This is a genomic window from Kineococcus gurbantunggutensis, assembly GCF_050871925.1.
Classification (GTDB): domain Bacteria; phylum Actinomycetota; class Actinomycetes; order Actinomycetales; family Kineococcaceae; genus Kineococcus.
Genome location: NZ_JBJLSG010000046.1, coordinates 1 through 20,801, shown reverse-complemented (window position 1 = coordinate 20,801; position 20,801 = coordinate 1). Strand labels below are relative to the sequence as shown.

The 20,801-nt window shown below is 77.2% G+C and carries 21 protein-coding genes and 1 tRNA gene; 14 read left to right on the top strand and 8 right to left on the bottom strand.

Annotated features, from left to right (window positions below; genetic code table 11):
* The first annotated feature begins 26 nt into the window (after positions 1-26).
* The 10 genes from eno to ACRYR7_RS10940 all read left to right on the top strand — a co-directional run bounded on the left by eno (position 27) and on the right by ACRYR7_RS10940 (position 7,790).
* Positions 27-1,322 (top strand): phosphopyruvate hydratase, encoded by a 1,296-nt coding sequence (gene eno / locus ACRYR7_RS10985; RefSeq protein WP_432572128.1) that lies wholly within the window; start codon positions 27-29, stop codon positions 1,320-1,322.
* Positions 1,323-1,511: 189 nt separating this feature from the next.
* Positions 1,512-1,913: an FtsB family cell division protein gene (locus tag ACRYR7_RS10980; RefSeq protein ID WP_432572127.1), complete on the top strand. Its 402-nt coding sequence runs from the start codon at positions 1,512-1,514 to the stop codon at positions 1,911-1,913.
* Positions 1,910-2,620 (top strand): DUF501 domain-containing protein, encoded by a 711-nt coding sequence (locus ACRYR7_RS10975; RefSeq protein WP_432572126.1) that lies wholly within the window; start codon positions 1,910-1,912, stop codon positions 2,618-2,620. Before ACRYR7_RS10980 ends, ACRYR7_RS10975 begins: the two co-directional genes overlap by 4 nt.
* Positions 2,617-3,573, top strand: a complete 957-nt coding sequence (locus tag ACRYR7_RS10970; protein ID WP_432572125.1) for a Ppx/GppA phosphatase family protein — start codon at positions 2,617-2,619, stop codon at positions 3,571-3,573. The genes ACRYR7_RS10975 and ACRYR7_RS10970 overlap by 4 nt, the downstream gene beginning before the upstream one ends.
* A gap of 102 nt (positions 3,574-3,675) precedes the next feature.
* Positions 3,676-4,119, top strand: a complete 444-nt coding sequence (locus ACRYR7_RS10965; protein ID WP_432572124.1) for an SRPBCC family protein — start codon at positions 3,676-3,678, stop codon at positions 4,117-4,119.
* Between the two features lie 89 nt (positions 4,120-4,208).
* The gene (locus ACRYR7_RS10960; protein ID WP_432572123.1) at positions 4,209-5,003 is read left to right on the top strand and encodes a uracil-DNA glycosylase; all 795 of its coding nucleotides are present in this window, start codon (positions 4,209-4,211) and stop codon (positions 5,001-5,003) included.
* Between the two features lie 37 nt (positions 5,004-5,040).
* Positions 5,041-5,124: transfer RNA gene (locus ACRYR7_RS10955), tRNA-Leu, on the top strand.
* Between the two features lie 103 nt (positions 5,125-5,227).
* On the top strand, positions 5,228-6,043 hold the full coding sequence (locus ACRYR7_RS10950) for a Bax inhibitor-1/YccA family protein (protein ID WP_432572122.1): 816 nt from the start codon (positions 5,228-5,230) through the stop codon (positions 6,041-6,043).
* A 47-nt stretch (positions 6,044-6,090) separates the two neighbouring features.
* On the top strand, positions 6,091-6,402 hold the full coding sequence (locus tag ACRYR7_RS10945) for a hypothetical protein (protein ID WP_432572121.1): 312 nt from the start codon (positions 6,091-6,093) through the stop codon (positions 6,400-6,402).
* Positions 6,403-6,425: 23 nt separating this feature from the next.
* Positions 6,426-7,790 carry a cystathionine beta-synthase gene (locus tag ACRYR7_RS10940; RefSeq protein ID WP_432572120.1) on the top strand — a complete coding sequence of 455 codons (1,365 nt, stop codon included), beginning with the start codon at positions 6,426-6,428 and terminating at the stop codon, positions 7,788-7,790.
* Between the two features lie 84 nt (positions 7,791-7,874).
* Here the strand turns inward: ACRYR7_RS10940 and ACRYR7_RS10935 are convergent, their stop codons facing one another.
* The 3 genes from ACRYR7_RS10935 to ACRYR7_RS10925 are packed head-to-tail and all read right to left on the bottom strand — an operon-like array spanning position 7,875 to position 10,896.
* Positions 7,875-9,113: an ABC transporter permease gene (locus tag ACRYR7_RS10935; protein ID WP_432572119.1), complete on the bottom strand. Its 1,239-nt coding sequence runs from the start codon at positions 9,111-9,113 to the stop codon at positions 7,875-7,877.
* Entirely contained in the window at positions 9,113-9,841 is a 729-nt protein-coding gene (locus ACRYR7_RS10930) for an ABC transporter ATP-binding protein (protein WP_432572118.1), read from the bottom strand. Before ACRYR7_RS10930 ends, ACRYR7_RS10935 begins: the two co-directional genes overlap by 1 nt.
* Complete coding sequence (locus tag ACRYR7_RS10925) at positions 9,838-10,896, bottom strand: efflux RND transporter periplasmic adaptor subunit (RefSeq protein ID WP_432572117.1); 1,059 nt, start codon at positions 10,894-10,896, stop codon at positions 9,838-9,840. The genes ACRYR7_RS10930 and ACRYR7_RS10925 overlap by 4 nt, the downstream gene beginning before the upstream one ends.
* Before the next feature lie 295 nt (positions 10,897-11,191).
* Between ACRYR7_RS10925 and ACRYR7_RS10920 the strand changes: the two genes are divergently transcribed.
* Both ACRYR7_RS10920 and ACRYR7_RS10915 read left to right on the top strand, forming a co-directional pair.
* The gene (locus ACRYR7_RS10920; protein ID WP_432572116.1) at positions 11,192-12,346 is read left to right on the top strand and encodes a Gfo/Idh/MocA family protein; all 1,155 of its coding nucleotides are present in this window, start codon (positions 11,192-11,194) and stop codon (positions 12,344-12,346) included.
* 65 nt (positions 12,347-12,411) lie between these two features.
* On the top strand, positions 12,412-13,575 hold the full coding sequence (locus ACRYR7_RS10915) for a dihydrodipicolinate synthase family protein (protein ID WP_432572138.1): 1,164 nt from the start codon (positions 12,412-12,414) through the stop codon (positions 13,573-13,575).
* Between the two features lie 43 nt (positions 13,576-13,618).
* On the opposite strand, the gene ACRYR7_RS10910 is transcribed toward ACRYR7_RS10915, so the two are convergent.
* From ACRYR7_RS10910 to msrA, 5 genes are all read right to left on the bottom strand, one after another.
* The gene (locus ACRYR7_RS10910) at positions 13,619-14,962 is read right to left on the bottom strand and encodes an Nramp family divalent metal transporter (protein WP_432572115.1); all 1,344 of its coding nucleotides are present in this window, start codon (positions 14,960-14,962) and stop codon (positions 13,619-13,621) included.
* 50 nt (positions 14,963-15,012) lie between these two features.
* On the bottom strand, positions 15,013-16,095 hold the full coding sequence (locus ACRYR7_RS10905) for a hypothetical protein (protein WP_432572114.1): 1,083 nt from the start codon (positions 16,093-16,095) through the stop codon (positions 15,013-15,015).
* Positions 16,092-17,360 carry an ATP-binding protein gene (locus ACRYR7_RS10900; RefSeq protein WP_432572113.1) on the bottom strand — a complete coding sequence of 423 codons (1,269 nt, stop codon included), beginning with the start codon at positions 17,358-17,360 and terminating at the stop codon, positions 16,092-16,094. The genes ACRYR7_RS10905 and ACRYR7_RS10900 overlap by 4 nt, the downstream gene beginning before the upstream one ends.
* Positions 17,357-18,172, bottom strand: a complete 816-nt coding sequence (locus tag ACRYR7_RS10895; protein ID WP_432572112.1) for a response regulator transcription factor — start codon at positions 18,170-18,172, stop codon at positions 17,357-17,359. Before ACRYR7_RS10895 ends, ACRYR7_RS10900 begins: the two co-directional genes overlap by 4 nt.
* A 247-nt stretch (positions 18,173-18,419) precedes the next feature.
* Positions 18,420-19,061 (bottom strand): peptide-methionine (S)-S-oxide reductase MsrA, encoded by a 642-nt coding sequence (gene msrA / locus ACRYR7_RS10890; protein WP_432572137.1) that lies wholly within the window; start codon positions 19,059-19,061, stop codon positions 18,420-18,422.
* A 122-nt stretch (positions 19,062-19,183) separates the two neighbouring features.
* On the opposite strand from msrA, the gene ACRYR7_RS10885 reads away from it, so the two are divergent.
* Complete coding sequence (locus ACRYR7_RS10885; protein WP_432572111.1) at positions 19,184-20,377, top strand: cystathionine gamma-synthase; 1,194 nt, start codon at positions 19,184-19,186, stop codon at positions 20,375-20,377.
* Positions 20,378-20,609: 232 nt separating this feature from the next.
* Positions 20,610-20,801: hypothetical protein (locus ACRYR7_RS10880; RefSeq protein WP_432572110.1), on the top strand; the 192-nt coding region annotated here is incomplete at its 3' end.

Below are 20,801 nucleotides of genomic sequence, written 5' to 3'. Positions count from 1 at the left end.
CGGACAGCCGAGCAGTAGGAGTGCGCGTGGCCACCATCGAGGCCGTCGGAGCTCGCGAGATCCTGGATTCCCGCGGCAACCCCACCGTCGAGGTCGAGGTCCTCCTCGACGACGGCACCTTCGCCCGCGCGGCCGTGCCCTCGGGCGCGTCCACCGGTGCGCACGAGGCCGTCGAGCGCCGCGACGGCGACAAGGGCCGTTACCTGGGCAAGGGCGTGGAGCAGGCCGTCGAGGCCGTCATCGAGGAGATCGGCCCGGCCCTGGTCGGCCACGACGCCCACGAGCAGCGGATCGTCGACCAGGCGATGCTCGACCTGGACGGCACCCCCAACAAGGGCCGCCTGGGCGCCAACGCCGTCCTGGGCGTCTCCCTGGCCGTGGCCAAGGCCGCCGCGGCCTCGGCCGACCTGCCGCTGTTCCGCTACCTGGGCGGCCCCAACGCCCACCTGCTGCCCGTGCCGATGATGAACATCGTCAACGGCGGTGCCCACGCCGACACCGGCGTCGCGATCCAGGAGTTCATGATCGCCCCCGTGGGGGCGGCCTCCTTCCGCGAGGCGCTGCGCTGGGGCGCGGAGACGTACCACTCGCTGAAGTCCGTGCTCAAGCAGCGCGGCCTGGCCACCGGCCTGGGCGACGAGGGCGGCTTCGCCCCCGACCTGCCCAGCAACAAGGACGCCCTGGACCTGATCGCCGAGGCGATCGGCAAGGCCGGCTTCACCCTGGGCAGCGACATCGCGCTGGCCCTGGACGTGGCGGCCACCGAGTTCGTCGCCGACGGCGGCTACTCCTTCGAGGGCGCCACCCGCTCCGCGGAGTGGATGACCGGCTACTACGAGGGCCTGGTCTCGGAGTACCCGCTGGTCTCCATCGAGGACCCGCTGGGCGAGGACGACTGGGCCGGCTGGCAGCACATCACCAGCGCCCTGGGCGACAAGGTGCAGCTCGTCGGCGACGACCTGTTCGTCACCAACCCCGAGCGCCTGCGCAAGGGCATCGACTCCTCCGCCGGCAACTCGATGCTGGTGAAGGTCAACCAGATCGGCTCGCTCACCGAGACCCTGGACGCCGTGGACCTGGCGCACCGCAACGGGTTCACCACGATGATGAGCCACCGCTCCGGCGAGACCGAGGACACCACCATCGCCGACCTGGCCGTCGCGGTGGGCTCGGGCCAGATCAAGACCGGCGCCCCGGCGCGCTCCGAGCGCGTGGCGAAGTACAACCAGCTGCTGCGCATCGAGGAGGAGCTGGACGACGCCGGCCGCTACGCCGGCGCCGCCGCCTTCCCGCGCGCGGCCCGCACCACCGGGCGCGCCTGACGCGTCGCGGCTCGATCGCGGGAGAAGCTGGACCCATGGCGTCGCGTCGTCCCACCGCGCCCGGCGGCGGCCCGGCCCTCCACCCGGCCGGCCGCCGCGGCGCGCGGGCGCAGCGCCGCCACCGCCTCCAGCGCGGACCGGCGGCGCACCCGCGGGCCCCGCGCCCTCGTCCTCAGCGCCCTGGTGCTGGTGCTCGCCGTCTTCCTGCTGCCCAGCTGGCAGAAGTGGCTGGAGCAGCGCTCGGAGATCGGGCGCCTGGAGGCGCAGATCAGCCAGCAGCGCGAGGACCTCGCCACCGCCCGCGAGCAGGTCGCCCGCTGGGAGGACGACCAGTACGTCATGACGCAGGCGCGCAGCCGCCTGCAGTACGTCCTGCCCGGGGAGACCCCCTACGCCGTCGACGGCGGCGAGGGCGCCGACGCCGTGGCGCCGGCGCACGCGGCCGCCGCGGTGCCGAGGTCCTCCGCGGCCTGGTACGAGAACATCTGGGAGTCGCTGCGCGTGGCCGCCACGCCGGGCGCGGAGGACGCCACCACCCCGGGGCTGACGGACCTGCCCGACTCCGGGCCCACCAGCGGAACAGGACGATGAACGACCCCGGCACGAACCCCGCCCCCGCGCGCGCGCACGAGGACCCCGCGGACCCCGCGGACCCCGCGGACGCCTCGACCCCCGGCCCCCGCCCCGCCGGCGCGGCCCCCGAAGCAGCCCCGGTGCGCGACGCCGCCACCCCCGCCGACCTCGCGGGCATCGCCGAGCTCCTGGGCCGGGTGCCGCGCGGCGTGCTCGGCGTCGCGCACCGCTGCTCGTGCGGGCGCCCGGAGGTCGTCGAGACCGCGCCCCGGCTGCCCGACGGCACCCCGTTCCCCACCACGTACTACCTCGTGGACCCCTTCGCCGCGGGCGCGATCAGCACGCTGGAGGCCTCCGGCCTCATGCGCGAGATGAACGAGCGCCTGGCCGCCGACCCCGACCTGGCCGCCGCCCACGCCGCGGCCCACGAGGACTACCTGCGCCGGCGCGCCGCCCTGGGCGACGCGGACGTCCCGGAGATCGCCGGGGTCTCCGCCGGCGGGATGCCCACCCGCGTGAAGTGCCTGCACGCCCTGGCCGGGCACGCCCTGGCCGCCGGGCCGGGCGTGAACCCCTTCGGCGACGAGACCCTGCAGCGCCTGCGCGAGCTGGGCGGCTGGCCGGCCACCTGCCCGCACGCCGCGCTGCCCGAGCACCCGCGCCCCGCTCCCGCGACCGGCGCCGGTCCCGCGACCGAGCCCGCCCCCGGACCCGGGCCCGCGTGAGCGTCCGGCGCGTCGCCGCGGTCGACTGCGGCACCAACTCGCTGCGCCTGCTCGTCGCCGACGTCGACACGGCCGCGGGCACCCTGGTCGACGTGGAGCGCACGATGCGCGTGGTGCGCCTGGGCCAGGGCGTGGACGCCACCGGCGCCTTCGCCCCCGAGGCGCTGCAGCGCACCTTCGCCGCCGTGGACGAGGCGGCCGCCGCCTGCCGCCGGCACGGCGTGGACCCCGGCGCCGTGCGCTTCGTGGCCACCTCCGCCTCCCGCGACGTCTCCAACCGCGAGGAGTTCGCCGCCGGCGTGCGCGAGCGCCTCGGCGCGGAGCCGGAGGTGATCAGCGGTGCCGAGGAGGCCCGGCTGAGCTTCACCGGCGCCACCCGCGAGCTGCTCGGCGCGCTCCCGGCGCCCTTCCTGGTCGTGGACCTCGGCGGCGGGTCCACCGAGTTCGTCCTGGGCGAGCGCGAGCCGCGCGCCGCGCTGTCGGTGGACGTCGGCTCGGTGCGGCTGACCGAGCGGCACGTGCGTTCGGACCCGCCCGCCGCGCGGGAGGTCGACGCCGCGCGCGCCGACGTGCTCGCCGCCCTGGAGGCGGTGGAGCGCGAGGTGCCGCTGGCGAGCACCCGCACCCTCGTGGGCGTGGCCGGCTCCATCACCACGATCACCGCCGCGGCCCTGGACCTGCCCGAGTACCGCTCCGGCGCGGTGCACGGGGCGCGGCTGCCGCTGGAGCGGGTGCGCGCGGCGTGCGACCGGATGCTGGGCGCCCCGCGCGCCGAGCGGGCGGCGATGCCGTTCCTGCACCCGGGGCGGGTGGACGTCATCGCGGCCGGCGCGCTGGTGTGGCGCACGGTGCTCGACCACCTCGCCGAGGTCGCCGGCGTGCGCGAGGTCGTCAGCAGCGAACACGACATCCTCGACGGCACCGCCTTCTCCGCCGCCGAGCGGCTGCGCTGAGCGCGCCGGCGCCACCGGGTGTGACGCACGGCACGCCCGGCGGGCCGCGCCACCCGTGCGTCCGCCGTGCGCGCGCTGCGGGGCCGCTGGCACGCTGACCGGATGAGCACCGTCAGCGCGACGACCACCCGGCGCATCGACGCCCCCGCCGACCGGGTCCTGGCCGCCCTCGCCGACTACAGCGGCACCCGGCCCCGCCTGCTGCCCGGGCAGTTCACCGACTACGAGGTCCTCTCCGGGGGTCAGGGCCCGGGCACGCGGGTGCGCTGGAAGCTGCATGCCACCAAGAAGCGGGTGCGCGACGTGGTCGCCGACGTCAGCTCCACCGACCGGCACGCCCTGGTGGAGACCGACCGCAACTCCTCGCTGGTGACGACCTGGCGGGTGGAGGAGGACGGCCCCGACGCCGCCGAGGTCGTGGTGACCAGCGAGTGGCAGGGCGCCGGCGGGGTCGGCGGCTTCTTCGAGCGCACCTTCGCCCCGCGCGGGCTGGACCGCATCTACGGCGAGCTGCTGGACAACCTCGCCGTGGACGTCGCCCGCTGAGCGCGACCGGCCCGGACGCGGGCGCCCCGCCGCCGCACCCGGGCGCCCCGCTGCCGCACCCGGGCACCGGTGCGCCGTTCCCCTCGCCCGTGCCGCCCGGCACGGGCTGGCCGCAGGACCCCTCGGCGCCGGGCACCCCCGTCGCGCACGACGCGCGGGGGGTGCGCGAGCTGGCCGCCGGCGCGTCCACGGCCGCGGAGGTCGTGGCCCGCTCGTGCGTGTGCCGGGCGTGCCCGCGGCTGGTGGCCTGGCGCGAGGAGGTCGCCCTGACCAAGCGGCGCGCGTACCGGGACCAGCCGTACTGGGGCCGGCCGGTGCCCAGCCTGGGCGCGGCCGAGCCGCGCGTGCTCGTCGTGGGCCTGGCCCCGGCCGCGCACGGCGGCAACCGCACCGGGCGGGTGTTCACCGGCGACCGCTCCGGGGACTGGATCGTCGCCGCCCTGCACCGCGCGGACCTGGCCTCGCGGGCGACCTCGGTGCACGCCGCCGACGGCCTGGAGCTGATCGGCACCCGCATCGTGGCCCCGGTGCGCTGCGCGCCGCCGGACAACAGGCCCAGCACGGGCGAGCGCGACACCTGCGCCGGCTGGCTGGACGCGGAGCTGGCGCTGGTGGCCCCGCACGTGCGGGCCGTGCTGGCGCTGGGCGCCTTCGCCTGGGCCTCGGCCCTGGCGGCGGCCCGGCGCGCCGGCTGGGCGGTGCCGCGCCCGCAGCCGCGCTTCGGGCACGGCGCCGAGGCGGAGCTGGGCGGGCCGGCCGGTCCGGTGCGCCTGCTGGGCAGCTACCACGTCAGCCAGCAGAACACCTCCACGCGCCGGCTGACCGAGCCGATGCTCGACGAGGTCGTCGCCCGCGCGGCGCGCCTGGCCGCGCCGGGCGGCTGAGCGCCGGGGCGCTGGCTACCCTGTCGCCCGTGGTCCCGCCCGGGTGGCGTAACTGGCAGGCGCACGGGGCTTAAACCCCCGGGCCGTTCGCGGCGTGCGGGTTCGAGTCCCGTCCCGGGTACCGCACGGGCCCCGGTGCCCCCGGCGAGGTCGCCGGGGGCACCGGGAACCAGCGGCGCGCCCCGCGCGTTGCACCGGCAACGACTCGCTTCCAGGAGGGAGCCATGCAGAGCAAGAACCCGGTCTTCGCCCGGAGCAACGAGTTCAAGAACGGTGGCTACGCCACGTTCGACGCCCCGTCCTCGGGGCGCACCGCACCCGTGGACGCCTCGGCGGGCACGCTGGAGGACTGGTACCGCAAGCCCTCCGCCACGCCCACGCAGTCCCGGCGGATGACGCTGGACGACGTCGTGGTGCGCACCGCGCTGCTGGGCGGTGCGCTCGTGCTCGGTGCGGCGGCCGCCTGGTTCGCCGACGTCGGGCTCGGCCTGGCCATCGGCGCCGCTCTCGTCGGCTTCGTGCTGGCGATGTGGGCGCAGCTGTCCAAGAAGGTCCGCCCGGGCGTGATGTTCGCCTACGCGGCCGTGGAGGGCGTGTTCGTGGGGGCCATCTCCCACGCCTACTCCTTCCTCTACGACGGCATCGTCGGGCAGGCGGTGCTCGGCACGCTGGGCGCCTTCGCCGCGATGCTCATCGCCTACAAGACGGGCGTCATCCGCAACAGCCCGCGCTTCACCAAGGTCCTGACCATCGCGGGCCTGGGCTACCTGGTCTTCGGCCTGGTCAACCTGGCGTTCGCCGCCTTCGGCGGCACGAGCGTGTACTCGGCCGGCGGCCTGCTGCCGGTCCTGGTCAGCGGCTTCGGCGTCGTGCTGGCCTCGCTGTTCCTGGTGCTGGACTTCGACTACGTCGAGCAGGGCGTGCGCAACGGCCTGCCCGTCAAGGAGTCGTGGCGCGCGGCCTTCGGGCTGGTCGTCACCCTGGTGTGGCTGTACCTGGAGATCCTGCGCCTGGTCGCGATCCTGCGCGGCGACGACTGAGCACGCAGCACCGCCCCGACGAGCTCGGCGCGCCGGCCCCCGCGGCCGTGCGCGCCGAGCTCGCCCGCGTGCTGGCCGTGCAGGCCGACCGGGTGCGCGCCACCGCCCTGAGCCAGCTGGAGCGCACCCGCGAGGGCGCCCCCGCCCCGCGCGCCGAGCTGGTGCGCCGCACCGCGCAGGCCCTGGCCGACCTGGCCGCCGGCGCCGAGGGGCACCCGCGCCGGCCGCTGCCGGCCCTGGCGCTGCACGGCCTGGGCGACCAGCTCGCCGTCACCGGCGCCGACGTGCTCGCCCACGGCGACGACGCGGCGCTGGCCGCCGCCCTGCGCCTCGTGCTGGAGCTGCGCCGCGGGCTGTGAGCGGCGTGGGGGAGGATGGACCCATGCGCTACGCCGAGTCCGTCGTCGACCTCGTGGGCGGGACACCGCTCGTCAAGCTGAACCGCGTGACCGAGGGCCTGTCCTGCACCGTCCTGGCCAAGGTCGAGTACCTCAACCCCGGCGGCTCGGTGAAGGACCGCATCGCCCTGCGGATGGTGGAGGCCGCCGAGGCCGAGGGCGCCCTGAAGCCGGGCGGCACGATCGTGGAGCCCACCAGCGGCAACACCGGCGTCGGCCTGGCCCTGGTGGCCCAGCAGCGCGGCTACAAGTGCGTGTTCGTGTGCCCCGACAAGGTGGGCGTGGACAAGCGCAACGTCCTCAAGGCGTACGGCGCGGAGGTCGTGGTGTGCCCCACGGCGGTGCCGCCGGAGGACCCGCAGTCGTACTACTCGGTCTCCGACCGCCTCGTGCGCGAGATCGAGGGCGCCTGGAAGCCCAACCAGTACGCCAACGTCAACGGCCCGCTGAGCCACTACGAGAGCACCGGCCCGGAGATCTGGGCCGACACCGCGGGGAGGGTCACCCACTTCGTCACCGGCGTGGGCACCGGCGGCACGATCACCGGCACCGGCCGCTACCTCAAGGAGCAGGGCCCGGTGAAGGTCGTCGGGGTCGACCCGGAGGGCTCGGTGTACTCCGGCGGCACCGGCCGCCCCTACCTCGTGGAGGGCGTGGGCGAGGACTTCTGGCCCAGCGCCTACGACCCCTCGATCCCCGACGAGATCGTCGCCGTCTCCGACGCGGACTCCTTCCAGATGACGCGCCGCCTGGCCCGCGAGGAGGGCCTGCTGGTGGGCGGCTCGTGCGGCATGGCGGTCGTGGGCGCCCTGCGGGTGGCCGAGCGCCTGGGCCCGGACGACGTCGTCGTGGTGCTGCTGCCCGACGGCGGCCGCGGCTACCTCGGCAAGATCTTCAACGACGACTGGATGGCCTCCTACGGCTTCCTGGACGCCTCCGAGGGCGGCACCGCCGGCGACGTGCTGCGGGCGAAGTCCGCCGGCCTGCCCGCGCTGGTGCACACGCACCCCAGCGAGACGGTGCACGACGTCATCGAGATCATGCGCGAGTTCGGCGTCTCGCAGCTGCCCGTCGTGGGCGCCGAGCCGCCCGTCATGGCGGGCGAGATCGCCGGTGCCGTCACCGAGCGGGACCTGCTGGACCGGCTGTTCACCGGCGCGGCGAAGATGTCCGACGCGGTCTCCTCGCACCTGGGGCCGGCGCTGCCGCTGGTCGGCGCCGGGCAGTCCGTGGAGGAGGCGCGCGAGGTGCTGGCCCGCGCCGACGCCGCGGTCGTCGTCGAGGACGGCAAGCCCGCCGGCGTCATCACCCGCCAGGACCTGCTGGCGTACCTGGCCACCCGCCACTGACGCGCCCCCGGCCGCGCCGGGACGCGAAGGGGCCCCGCGGTGCACGTACCGTGGGGCCCTCGCACGTGCCGGGGGAGCGCCGCCTCAGTAGCGGATCGCGTCGATGACCTTGGCGCGCACGGCCACGGTGGCCGGCACCACCCCGGCCAGCGCCCCCACGGCCGTGGCGGCCAGCAGGCCCTCCACGGCGGCCGAGACCGGGAACGGCGGCACGTCCTGCAGGGGCGCGCCCGCCGGCAGCAGCGACTCCAGCAGCCCCGGCGCGTAGGAGAGCAGGGCCACCGACAGCGCCACGGCGAGCACGCCGGCGACGAAGGTGGCCGCCACGCTCTCCAGCAGCACGGCGAAGAAGACCCGCCCGCCGGTGGCGCCGAAGCTGCGGCGCACGCCGATCTCGCGGATGCGCTGGCGCACGGTGACCAGGCCGACGTTGAGCACGCCGATGCCGCCCAGCAGCAGGGCGAAGAGCCCCACCCCGCGCACGCCGTAGGCCAGGACGAGGTCGACGACGCGCAGCTCGTCGCCGGCGTCGGAGCGGTAGGCGCTGACCGAGTACCCCGGCAGGGCCGCCTGCACCTCCGACTGCAGCGCGGCCGTGAGGGCCTCGGCGTCCGCGTCCGGCACCCACAGCTCCAGGGCCGGCGGCCCGCTCATCGCCGGGTCCACCAGGCCCCACGCCTGCGCGGCGGAGTTCAGCGCGTAGGCGCCGGGCGTGGTGCCGTCCGAGTAGGGCACCTCCATGACGCCGACGACCGTGGCCGTCACGGGCCGGTCGCCGCCGAGGACGACCGTCATCGGGGTGCGCTCGTCGAAGCCGCCGAGCAGGTCGGCGAAGGCGCGGTTGACCACCAGGCGCGGCGAGAAGGCCCGGTCGTCGGCCGCGGTGAGGAAGCGGCCCTGTTCGGCGACCGCGCGGTGCATGGTGCCGTAGCTGGGGTCGACGTACGAGAGCGCCACGAGCTGCGCGCCGGTGGGGAAGCGCACCGTCACCTGCCCCGAGCCCTGCGAGACGAACCCCCACCAGGCCACCTCGTGCCGGTCGGCCGCCTCGCGCAGCACCTGCGAGGTCCGCTCGGTGCCCTGCGGGGTGCTCGCGCCGTCGGGGTAGGCGGACACCTGCAGGGTCGCCGAGCGGCCCGAGGCGCGCTCGGTGCTCTCCACCATGAGCTGGCGGCCCATGTTCCCCGCCGCGGTGATCGTGGTCATGGCGAACACGGCCAGGAAGACGCCGACCAGGGAGAGCACGACGCGGGTGCGGTGCACGCGCACCTCGCCCCAGGCCTCGGTGACCGCGGCGACCGGTCCCAGCAGCCAGCGGCCCATCACACCGTCTCCCGGTGCGCGGTGGCGGCGGCGACGGCGTCGCCGGTGATCTCGCTGAGGACGCCGTGGTCGAGGCGGAACTGCCGGTCCGCGCGCGCGGCCACCGACAGGTCGTGGGTGATGGTGACCAGGGTGGTGCCCTCGTCGCGCACGAGCTCCTCCAGGACGTCCATGACGGCCGAGCCGGTGTCGACGTCGAGGGCGCCGGTGGGCTCGTCGGCCAGCAGCACGCGCGGGCGGCGCACCAGGCTGCGGGCCAGCGCCACGCGCTGCTGCTCGCCGCCGGAGAGCTTCTCGGGCATGGTGTCCAGCCGGCCGCCGAGCCCGACGCGCTCGAGCATCTCGCGCGCGGTGCGCTTGCGGCGCAGGAACTCGCGCCCGGAGGCGTACAGCAGCGGGGAGGCGACGTTCTCGGTGGCGGTGCGCCCGGGCAGCAGGTTGAACTGCTGGAAGACGAACCCGAAGGTCTCCCCGCGCAGGCGCGCGGTGCGCCGCGCGGAGAGCCCGTCCACGGGCCGGCCGTCGAGCAGGTACCGCCCGGAGGTGGGCGCGTCGAGCAGGCCGACGATGTTCAGCAGCGTCGACTTGCCCGAGCCGGAGCGGCCGACGACGGCGACGTGCTCGCCGGCGGCGACCTCGAGGTCGACGCCGGTGAGGATCTGCAGCGAGGTGCCGTCGGGCAGCGCCACCGAGCGGCTGACCTGCGACAGCGACAGCGTGGCGCTCACCCGCCGTACCCCGCGGACATCCCCCCGGTGGCGTACGGGTCGCCGACCTGGTCGCCGCCGGGGGTGAACTGCAGCACGCGCGCCCCCTCGCTCACGCCGCCGGTGACCTCGACGTTCGTGCCGTCGGTCAGGCCCAGGGCGACCTCGGTCTCGGTCTGCGCGCCGGTGTCGTCGACGAGCCAGACCGTGCCGGTGTCCACGCGGCCGCGCACGGCGGTGACGGGCACCGTCAGCACGCCGGTGGCCGAGCCGGCGGTGACGTCCACGGTGGCGGTCAGCCCGGCGAACACCCGCACGTCGTCGGGCACCCGGCAGGTGACGGCGGCGCCGGTCTGGGCCTGCGAGGGGTCGGCGTAGGGGTCGACGTAGCCGCCGGCGGGGTCCGGGGCGGTGGGTGCCGCCGCCGCCTCGGGGGTGCCGGTGCGCAGGCCGGTGCACTCGAAGGTGCCCGGCCCGCCGGGCACGGTGACCTGCGCGCTGGTCGGCGGCGCGAGCAGGCGGAACTGCTGCTCCTGCGTCAGCGGCGCAGAGACGCTGAGGGTGCCGGGGGAGACGGTGGCCACGGCCTGGCCGACGGTGACGGCCTGGTCGGGCAGCACGTCCAGGGTGGCCAGGGTGCCGGGCCCGGTGGCGGTGACGGTCACGGTGCGGGTGCGCGGGGCCGCCGGCGCCGCGGGGGCGGCCGGGGCGGCGGGGTCGGCGGCCGGCGCCGGGGCGGCGGTCTCCTCCACGGGCACGCGCACGGTGAACAGCGGGGTGCCCTTCTCCACCGCGTCGCCGACCTCGGCGCGCACGCGGCCGACCTCGCCGGTGGCGGTGGACTTCACCGTGGCGGCCGGGTCGGCGGTGACGGTGCCGCTGAGGGAGACGGTGTTGACCACGTCGCCGCGCAGCACCTGCGCGGTCGCCGGCTCCAGCACGGCCGAGGGGGTCGCGGCGGCCTCGCCCTCGGCGGTGGCGGCGCGCCCGAAGGCCAGCCAGAGCAGGGCGACGGCGATGGCGGCCCACACCACCAGCCGCAGGGCGGGGAAGACGATCGTGCGGAAGACGCCCACGCGCCCACCTCCGGACTTCTCGTGGGGGTGGTGCGTGGTGCGTCGAGCCCGTCGAGGAACCCTGCCGCCGATCCCCCGGACGGCTCAGCGAGTGCGGCGAACCTAGCAGCGACCGGGTGCTCGCCGTGCGTGTTCGCCGGAACGTCACCGGGCCGTCGAGCGCGCGTCCCGCGGGCTCGTGCGCGCTTCCGGCACCCGGGGGTCCTTGCACGCGGCGGGCCGGTCGCCTAGCCTCTGGCAAGCGCTTTCCAGCAGCCCCGGCAGGGGCCGGACCCGGTGAGGAGGAGGAGCAGCGATGACGCAGCGCCTCGGAGTGGTGATGAACGGCGTCACGGGACGCATGGGCTACCGGCAGCACCTGGTGCGCTCGGTGCTGGCGATCAGGGAGCAGGGGGGTGTGCAGCTCTCCGACGGCAGCCGCGTCCAGCTCGAGCCCCTGCTCGTCGGCCGCAACGAGGCCAAGCTGCGCGACATCGCCCAGCGGCACGGCCTGGAGCGCTGGACCACCAGCCTCGAGGACGCCCTCGCCGACGACGACTACCCCGTCTACTTCGACGCCCAGCTCACCGCGGTGCGCGAGCGCTCGATCCTCGCCGCCGTCGCCGCCGGCCGGCACGTCTACACCGAGAAGCCCACCGCCGAGAGCGTCGAGGCCGCGGTGCGCCTGGCGCGCGCCGCCGCCGACGCCGGCGTCAAGAACGGCGTCGTGCACGACAAGCTCTTCCTGCCGGGCCTGCGCAAGCTCAAGCGCCTGGTCGACTCCGGCTTCTTCGGCGAGGTCCTCTCCGTGCGCGGGGAGTTCGGCTACTGGGTCTTCGAGGGCGACTGGCAGCCCGCCCAGCGCCCCAGCTGGAACTACCGCGCCGAGGACGGCGGCGGCATCGTCGCCGACATGTTCTGCCACTGGAACTACGTCCTGGAGCAGATCGTCGCCCCCGTCGAGGCCGTCACCGCGCGCGCCGTCACCCACGTGCCCGTGCGCCACGACGAGGCGGGGGAGGCGTACAAGGCCACCGCCGACGACGCCGCCTACGCCATCTTCGAGCTCGAGGGCGGGATCATCGCCCAGCTGAACTCCTCCTGGGCCGTGCGCGTGGACCGCGACGAGCTCGTGGAGTTCCAGGTCGACGGCACCCTCGGCAGCGCCGTGGCCGGCCTGTTCGGCTGCCGCGTGCAGCCGCGCAGCGCCACCCCGCGCGCGGTGTGGAACCCCGACCTGCCCGAGCAGCACCGCTACCGCGACGACTGGCTGCAGGTGCCCGACAACGAGCCCGGCGGCTTCGACAACGGCTTCAAGGTCCAGTGGGAGCAGTTCGTGCGCCACGTCGTGGAGGACGCCCCGCACCCCTACGACTTCGCCTCCGGCGCCCGCGGCGTGCGCCTGGCCGAGGCCGGCCTGGCCTCCTCCGCGCAGGGCCGGCGCGTGGAGCTGACGGAGCTGAGCCTGTGAGCACCGCCAGCGCACCGGCCGGCACCCGCCCGCCCGCCGCCGGCCGCGCCGCCACCGGCACGGTCCTGCGCCTGCCCCGGCGCACCCCCGGCGGCGGCGTCGAGCTCGTCGAGCACGCCGTGCGCGAACCCGTGGACTGGCCGGTGCCCGACGGCCCGGCCACCAGCCGCACCGCCTTCGCCGCCGCCCACGTCGTGCCCCGCACCGGCTCCGAGACCGTCCCCGGCGCCCCCGCGGACCTGGACTGGGAGGCCACCCTGGCCTTCCGCCGCCGCCTGTGGGGCCTGGGCCTGGGCGTGGCCGAGGCGATGGACACCGCCCAGCGCGGCATGGGCCTGGACTGGGCCGCCACCGCCGAGCTCGTGCGCCGCAGCTCCGCCGAGGCCGCCGCCTGCGGCGGGCGCATCGCCGCCGGCGCCGGCACCGACCAGCTCGCCCCCGGCGCCCACCCGCTGGCCGACGTCGCCGCCGCCTACGAGCAGCAGGTCGCCGTCGTCGAGGACGCCGGCGCGCAGGTCATCCTCATGGCCAGCCGGCACCTCGCCGCCGCCGCCGGCGGCCCGGAGGACTACGCCGCCGTCTACGCCCGGCTGCTGCAGCAGGTGCAGCGCCCCGTCGTGCTGCACTGGCTGGGGGAGGTCTTCGATCCCGCCCTGGCCGGCTACTGGGGCTCGCGCGACGTCGCCACCGCCACCGACGCCTTCGTCGAGCTCGTCACCGCCCACGCCGCGAAGGTCGACGGGGTGAAGGTCTCCCTGCTGGACGCCGACCACGAGCGCGAGCTGCGCCGCCGGCTGCCCGCGGGCGTGCGCCTGTACACCGGCGACGACTTCAACTACCCCGAGCTCATCGCGGGCGACGGCGAGCACCACTCCGACGCCCTGCTCGGCATCTTCGCCGGCATCGCCCCCGCCGCCGCCGCGGCGCTGGCCCGCCTCGACGAGGACGACGCCGAGGGCTTCCACGCCGCCCTGGACCCCACCGTGCCGCTGGCGCGGCACGTGTTCGGCGCCCCCACGCCGTACTACAAGGCGGGCATCGCGTTCCTCAACTGGCTCGACGGGCGCCAGGACGGGTACGCGATGGTCGGCGGGCTGCACTCCGCGCGCAGCGCCGTGCACCAGGCCGAGACCTTCCGCCTGGCCGACGAGGCCGGCGTGCTCGCCGACCCCGAGCTGGCCGCGCGCCGGCTGCGCGGCTTCCTGGCCGTGCACGGCGTCGACGCCTGACGCCCGGGCCCGCACCCCGGGCCCGCACCCCGGGCCGACCGCCTCAGCCCAGGCCGAGGCGGTCGGCCAGGTCCGTCACCAGCAGCGCCAGGAACAGCGCCGAGGCCGCCACCAGGAACGCGTTGGACACCCACCCCGAGCGCCCGGCCGCCTCCACGCGCCGCGAGTTCAGCAGCAGCAGCAGCGTCAGCGCCAGGAACGGCATGAACACCGAGCCCAGCACCCCGTAGACCAGGGTCAGCCCGAACGGGCGGTCGAAGAGCAGCAGCACCATCGGCGGGAACGTCAGCCACAGCAGGTACGCCCGGAACGGCAGCGAGCGCTCCACCGCGCCGCGCGCGAACACCTCCGCCGTCGCGCTGGCCGCGGCCCCCTCGCGGGCGGCCGGCACCGGCTCCGCGCGCCGGCCGTGCGGCATCCGCACCGTGCGCACCCAGTCCGCGAACATCAGGCTCACGCCGTTCCACACCCCCAGCAGCGACGTCGAGGTCACCGCCAGGAACCCCACGAGGAACAGCACCCGCGCCCACTGCCCGTACCGCTCGCCCAGCGCCGCGCCCAGCGTCAGCAGGCCGGAGTCGGAGGCGGTCAGGTCCGCGCCCAGCAGCACCGTGGACCCCACCACGAGCATCGCCACGACGAACACGCCCGTCATCACGTACCCGACGGCGTTGTCCAGGCGCATCACCGACAGCCAGCCGGTGCCGCGCCAGCCCTTGGCGAACATCCAGTACCCGTACGCCGCCATCGTGATGGTGCCGCCCACCCCGCCGACCAGGCCGAGCACGTACACCGTCGAGCCGTCCGGCAGCCGCGGCACCAGCCCGGAGGCCAGCTCCGCCAGGTCCGGGGTGACGAGCACGGCCGTGGAGACCACGGTGGCGAACTTCACCAGCACGAGCACCGTCATGAACCGCTCGAAGGCGTGGTAGCGCTGCACCCACACCAGCGCCAGGCCCACCACCCCGGCGATCGCCGCCCAGTACCGCACCGGCAGCCCGCCGAACAGCGCGTTCAGCGGCAGGCCCACCGCCGACATCGCGGTGGCGCCGTACACGAACCCCCACACCATTACGTAGGCGCCGAAGAACGTCGTCGCCCAGCGGCCCAGGCGGCGCCAGCCGTCCAGCAGCGTCGTGCCCGAGGCCAGGTGCCAGCGGCCCACGCCCTCGGCCAGCGCCAGCTTCAGCGCCGTGCCCAGCACCGCCGCCCACAGCAGCGCCGTGCCGTAGCGGGCACCGGCCACCAGGGTGGCGACGAGGTCGCCGGCGCCCACGCCGGTGGCCGCCGCCAGCAGCCCCGGCCCCACCTGCCGCCACCGCCCGGCGCGGGTGCGGGGCGGGAGGATCGCCGGTGCGTCCTCGGACGTGCGGGCGGGGTCCGTCATCGGCCTCTCCTGACTCCTCGTCGTGCCGGGGTGGTGCCTCCCGGCCGACGCTAGGGGCGCGGGCGCAGTTCCACCCACAGCGACCCGCCCGCCACGTCGACCTCGGCGGCCAGCTCCTGCGGCGAGCCCGCCGCGACCGCCGCGGCCACGGCCGCCGCCGTCGCCGGGGCGGCCTCCACCGCCAGGGTGGCCGCCCGGCCGTCCGGCGGCAGGCGCAGCGTCACCGCCCCCTCCGCGCACGCGGGCAGCACCGCGGCGAACACCCGCCGCACCGCGGCCAGGAACGCCTCGTCCGCCCCGCCCGCGCGCACCGCGCGGTCGTCGACGACGTCGACGGTGCAGCCGCGCGCCCGGGCCTCGCGCAGCCCCCGGCGCACCTCCTCGTCCAGCAGGGCCCGCGCGCGCAGGTCGTCGCGCAGGCGGCGCTCGACCCCCACCGCGGTGCGCGGCAGCCGCGCCCACCCGGCCTCGTCCGAGGCCTCGGCGGCGGCGACCAGGCGCAGCAGCGGCACCGCGGCCAGGTCCAGGTCCGCGCGGCGCTGCCGGGCGCTGGCCGCACGCGCGGCGGTGGCGGCGGTGGCCGCCGCGGCGCGCGCGGCCTCCTCCTCGTAGCGGCGCACCTCCCGCGCGGTGCGGTCGAACAGCGCCCGCACCCCCACCGAGGCGCTGAACCACAGCAGCGCCGGCTGGTTCAGGGCGGCGATGCGCACCCACGGGTCCGCCCCGCCCGCGCGCAGCACCAGGGCCGCGACGACGGCCGCGGACGCCAGCTCCGCCGCCAGCGCGGCCCAGCGGTGCCGGCGCACCACCAGCGCCGCCACGACGACCTGCGTGGCACCGGGCCACCAGTTGGCGTGGGTGCGCCAGGCCTCCTCCGGCAGGGCGGGCATGACGGCCAGGCCGCACAGCGGCACCAGCGCCGCCGCCGCCCACGCCGGCAGCGTCCCCAGCGCGGTCGAGCCCCCGCGCAGCGGCCGCAGCAGCGCCGCCGAGACCGCCAGCACCGCGCCCACCGCGACCAGCGACAGCGCCGGCGCGCGGGTCGTGCCCAGCGACAGCAGCGCCGGCAGCGGGGCGTGCGAGGCCAGCCACAGCGTCGCGCCCACCGCGCAGGCGCGCTGCACGTCCCTCACCCGGCACCGCCGGGGCGCGCCCGGTGCCGCGGGGCCGGGGCCGCCGCGCGGTGCCGCACGGCCGGGCGCGGGGCCGGCGAGGCGCCGCGCGCGGGGGCGGGCGCCGGCGCCACCAGCGGCACCGCCAGCAGCGCGGACGTGCCGGTGCCTGGCCACGAGCGCACCCGCGCGTCGCCGCCGACGGCCCGCACCCGCCCGCGCACCGACACCGCCAGGCCCAGCCGCCACGCCCCCGGCGCGCGCACCGGGAAGCCCACCCCCGCGTCGCGCACCTCCACCAGCAGGCGCCGCCGCGCGCCGGTGCCGCGCACGCGCGCGCGCAGCCGCACCGGCGGCACCGCGCCGCCGGGGCCGCCGCCGTGGCGCACCGCGTTGCGCACCAGCTCGGCGGTCGCGGCCAGCAGCGCCTCCGCGACGTCCGCGTCCAGCGCCGCGCCCGCCGCCGCGCCGCCGGGCCCGTCCAGCTCCGCGCCGGGGTGGTGCGCCCGTGCCGCGCGCGCCAGGTCCTCCCAGGCGCGCGCCACCGGCACCGCCGCGTCCGGGCGCTCGCCCTCCACGCGCGCCAGGGCGGTGCGGGCCGCGCGGCGCGCCTCGGCGCGCTGCGCCGGCTGCTGCGCCTGCGCGGTCGTGGTCAGGGCGGCCAGCACGTCGTCGTGCACGATGGCGTCCCAGCGGGCGTTCTCCAGCTCCGCGGCGTGCGCGGCCGCCTGCCGCGCCGCGGCCTCCCCGGCCAGCTCCCGGGCCCGCTGCACGCGGGCGCCGGAGGAGCGCACCGCCGCCACCGCCACCCACGCCGCCGGCACCACCACCAGCACCAGCAGCGAGTCCAGCACGAAGCCCGTCGCCGGCACCGCCCACGCGCCGCTGGCCTGCACCAGAGCGCGCAGGCCCACGTGCACCAGGCCCAGGCCCATCGCCGCGCCCAGGCCGGTGGCCACCGCGCCCGCGCCCACCGTCAGCGGCGACAGGGCCAGCACCCAGGGCACGCGGTGCACCGGGCCCGGGGCCAGGGGCACGTAGGTCAGCAGGGCCGCGTCGCCGGCGGCCACCAGCGCCCACGGCAGCCAGGGGCGCGCGCGCCCGTGCACGGCCTGCGCCAGCAGCAGCACCAGCAGGACGGCGTAGACGGCCACCACGGCCGTCGTCCACGCCGCCGGCGGCTGCGGGCCGCCCGCCGCGGCCGCGGAGGCGACCGAGGGCACCAGCGAGAGCACCGTCAGCGCCAGGACGAGGGCGACCAGGCGGTGGGCGCCGCGGGCGGTCACCAGTGGGCCGGGGGCCCCGCCGCGCCCGCGGGCCGCTCACCGCCCGGGGCGCCGTGCGCGGCCGGGGCCGCGGGCGCGGCGGGCGGGGGCGCCGCGTCGGCCCCCGGGGTGCCCAGCGGGCGCAGGACGCCGTCCTCCACCGCCCGCCGGTACAGCTCCATGCGCGTGTAGGCCGGCCGGTCCAGCGCGGCGTACTTCGCGCGGATGCGCTTGAGGTAGCTCTTGGCGGTCTCCAGCGTCACCCCCAGGCGCAGCGCCACCGAGCGCGCCGGCATCCCGCCGGCGTACAGCTCCAGCACGCGCCGCTCCTGCGGGGACAGGTGCCCGGCCAGGTCCGCGTCGCCCTGCAGGGCCGCGGCCGTCTCCGCCGACGGCAGCGTCTCGCCGTCGGCCACCGCGCGCAGCGCCTCCACCAGCACGCTCACCGGGCGGTCCTTCAGCAGGACCCCCTGCGCGCCGGACTGCAGCGCCTCGGAGGCCTCGGCGTGCTGGCGGCCCTCGGTGTAGACCAGCACGCGCGCGCCCGCGCCGAGCAGCGCCCCCACGTTCTCCGCGGGGCGCGAGCCGTCGCCCAGGCGCAGGTCCAGCAGCACCACCCCCGGCGCGGCGTCCCCGCCGCCCAGGGTGCGCAGCAGCTCGGGCACCGTCGGCGCCGTCGCCACCAGGTGCACGCCGTGACCGGCCAGCTCCACGCGCAGCCCCGCCAGCAGGGCGGGGTGGTCGTCCACCGCGGCCACGCGCAGCGCGGCGCCGTCCCCGGGCGCGAGGGGGGGCGCGCCCTCGCCGGCGCGCGGTGCGAGCTGCTCGTCCACTGGGTGACCTCCTCGGGGCGGAGCCTAGCCAGGGTGCGGGCCCGCCCGTCCGGGGCGGTCCCGGCCCCGCCCCCTCGAAAGGGGGGTGGTGGATGCTCCCACGGCGCCGGGGCCCTCTGGGAGGATCGGCGGGCGGGTCCCACCGGGGGGAGGGGCTCCGCGGCGGCCGGGGGGCCGTGGACGCACCGGGGGTGGCACCGCAGCGCGGCGCCACCCCCGGTCCGTTCAGCCCCCGGTCACCGCGCGCTCACTCCGCGCTGCCGACCAGGCCGATCTGGCAGGTCAGCCCGTTGGGGCCGTGGTTGCAGTACCCGCCGGGCACCTTGTGCAGGTACTGCTGGTGGTAGTCCTCCGCGTACCAGAACGTGCCCGCCTCCGACGCGGGGCGGACCTCCGTGGTGATCCGGCCGTGCCCGTGCGCGGTCAGCTCGCGCTGGAACGTCTCGCGCGTGGCGAGCACCGCGGCCGCCTGCTCCTCGGTGGTGGTGTACACCGCCGAGCGGTACTCGGTGCCGCGGTCGTTGCCCTGCCGGAAGCCCTGCGTGGGGTCGTGGTTCTCCCAGAAGACCTTCAGCAGCTGCTCCGCGCTCGTCACCGACGGGTCGTAGGCGACCAGCACCGTCTCGGCGTGCCCGGTGCGCCCGGTCACCGACTCCTCGTACGTCGGGTTCGGCGTGAAGCCGCCCTGGTAGCCGGCGGCCGTGGTCACCACGCCCGGCTGGCGCCAGAAGATGCGCTCCGCGCCCCAGAAGCAGCCCATGGCGAAGGAGATCACCTCGGTGCCCTCCGGCCACGGGCCCTTCAGCGGGGTGCCGAGCACGGCGTGGGTCCGCGGGACCTCGAAGCGGGGCGTCGCCGACCCCGGCAGCGCGTCCTCCGCGGTCACCATGCGGGTCTTGTACGGGTTGCCGAACAGCACGTGGTGCTCCTCCCTGGTCGTACCACCCTCAACGACGGCGGCGGCGCGGACCTTCCCGGCCCGCCCGCGCCCGCGGCGTAGGCTCGCAGCCCGTGACGACTCCCGACAGCCCCGCCGGCCTGCCCGGCTTCTCCACCCGCGCCCTGCACGCCGGCCAGGAGGCCGACCCGTCCACCGGCGCCGTCGTGACGCCCATCTACCAGGTCTCCACCTACAAGCAGGACGGCGTGGGCGGCCTGCGCACGGGCCTGGGCACCGGGTACGAGTACTCCCGCTCCGGCAACCCCACCCGCACCTCCCTGGAGGTGCAGCTCGCCGCCCTGGAGCAGGGCGACGCCGCCTACGCCTTCGCCTCCGGCCTGGCCGCCGAGGACGCCGTCCTGCGCGCCCTGCTCGTGCCCGGCGACCACGTCGTCATCCCCGACGACGCCTACGGCGGCACCTACCGCCTGGTGAAGAAGGTCTTCGAACCCTGGGGCGTGGAGCACACCCCCGCCGACCTCGCCGACCTCGACGCCGTGCGCGAGGCCGTGCGCCCCGGCAGCACCCGCCTGGTGTGGCTGGAGACCCCCACCAACCCGCTGCTCACCGTCGGCGACATCGCCGCCATCGCGGAGATCGCCCACGCCGCCGGCGCGCTGCTCGTCGTGGACAACACCTTCGCCACCCCGTACCTGCAGACCCCGCTGCTGCTGGGCGCCGACCTCGTCGTGCACTCCACCACCAAGTACGCCGGCGGCCACTCCGACGTCGTCGGCGGCGCCGTCGTCGTGCGCGACGGCGACGACGGCCGCGGCGGCACCCTCACCGCCCGCATCGGCTTCCACCAGAACGCCATGGGCGCCGTCCCCGGCCCCTTCGACTCCTGGCTCGTCCAGCGCGGCCTGAAGACCCTCGCGGTGCGCATGGAGCGCCACTGCGACAACGCCGAGCGCGTCGTGGACTTCCTGCAGTCCCACCCGCGCGTGACGAAGGTCCTCTACCCGGGCCTGCCGGGGTTCCGCAACCACGACGTCGCCGCGAAGCAGATGCGCCGCTTCGGCGGGATGATCTCCTTCCGCACCGCCAGCGTCGAGGACGCCCTGAGCGTGTGCAGGGGCACCGAGCTGTTCACGCTGGGGGAGTCCCTCGGCGGCGTGGAGTCCCTCGTGGAGCACCCCGGCCGGATGACCCACGCCTCCGTGGCCGGCTCCCTGCTCGAGGTGCCGGACGACCTCGTGCGCCTGTCCGTGGGCCTGGAGGACGCGGACGACCTGGTCGCCGACCTCGCCTCCGCCCTGGGCTGAGCCGCGGGGGAGGACCCCGCCCCCTCCTCCCCGCGGTGAGGGGTGCGGGGTCCTCCCCGAACGCCCGGGCGCGGACCCGGGCGCGGGCGCGGATCTGGGCCGCGATCCCGCAGGCACCCCGGCGGGGGTGGGGGAACCCCCACCCCGAGGACACCCGCCCGCACCATGGGGCGCGGCGGCGCGGACCGGTCGGATGGGTCCCACGCAGACCCGCCGACCCCAGGAGCCCCGCGTGAGCACCACGACCGTCCCCGCCCCGCCCCGCACGACCCCGCGCACCGCCTCGCGCCGCTCGGTGCTCGGCGCCCTGGGGGGAGCGGCCCTGACCGCCGGGGGGGGGGGGGGGGGGGGCGGCGGGGGGGGGGGGGCGCGGGCCCCGCCGCCCCCGCCGCCGGCGCACCCGCCCCGCCCGCTGCTAGTGGGT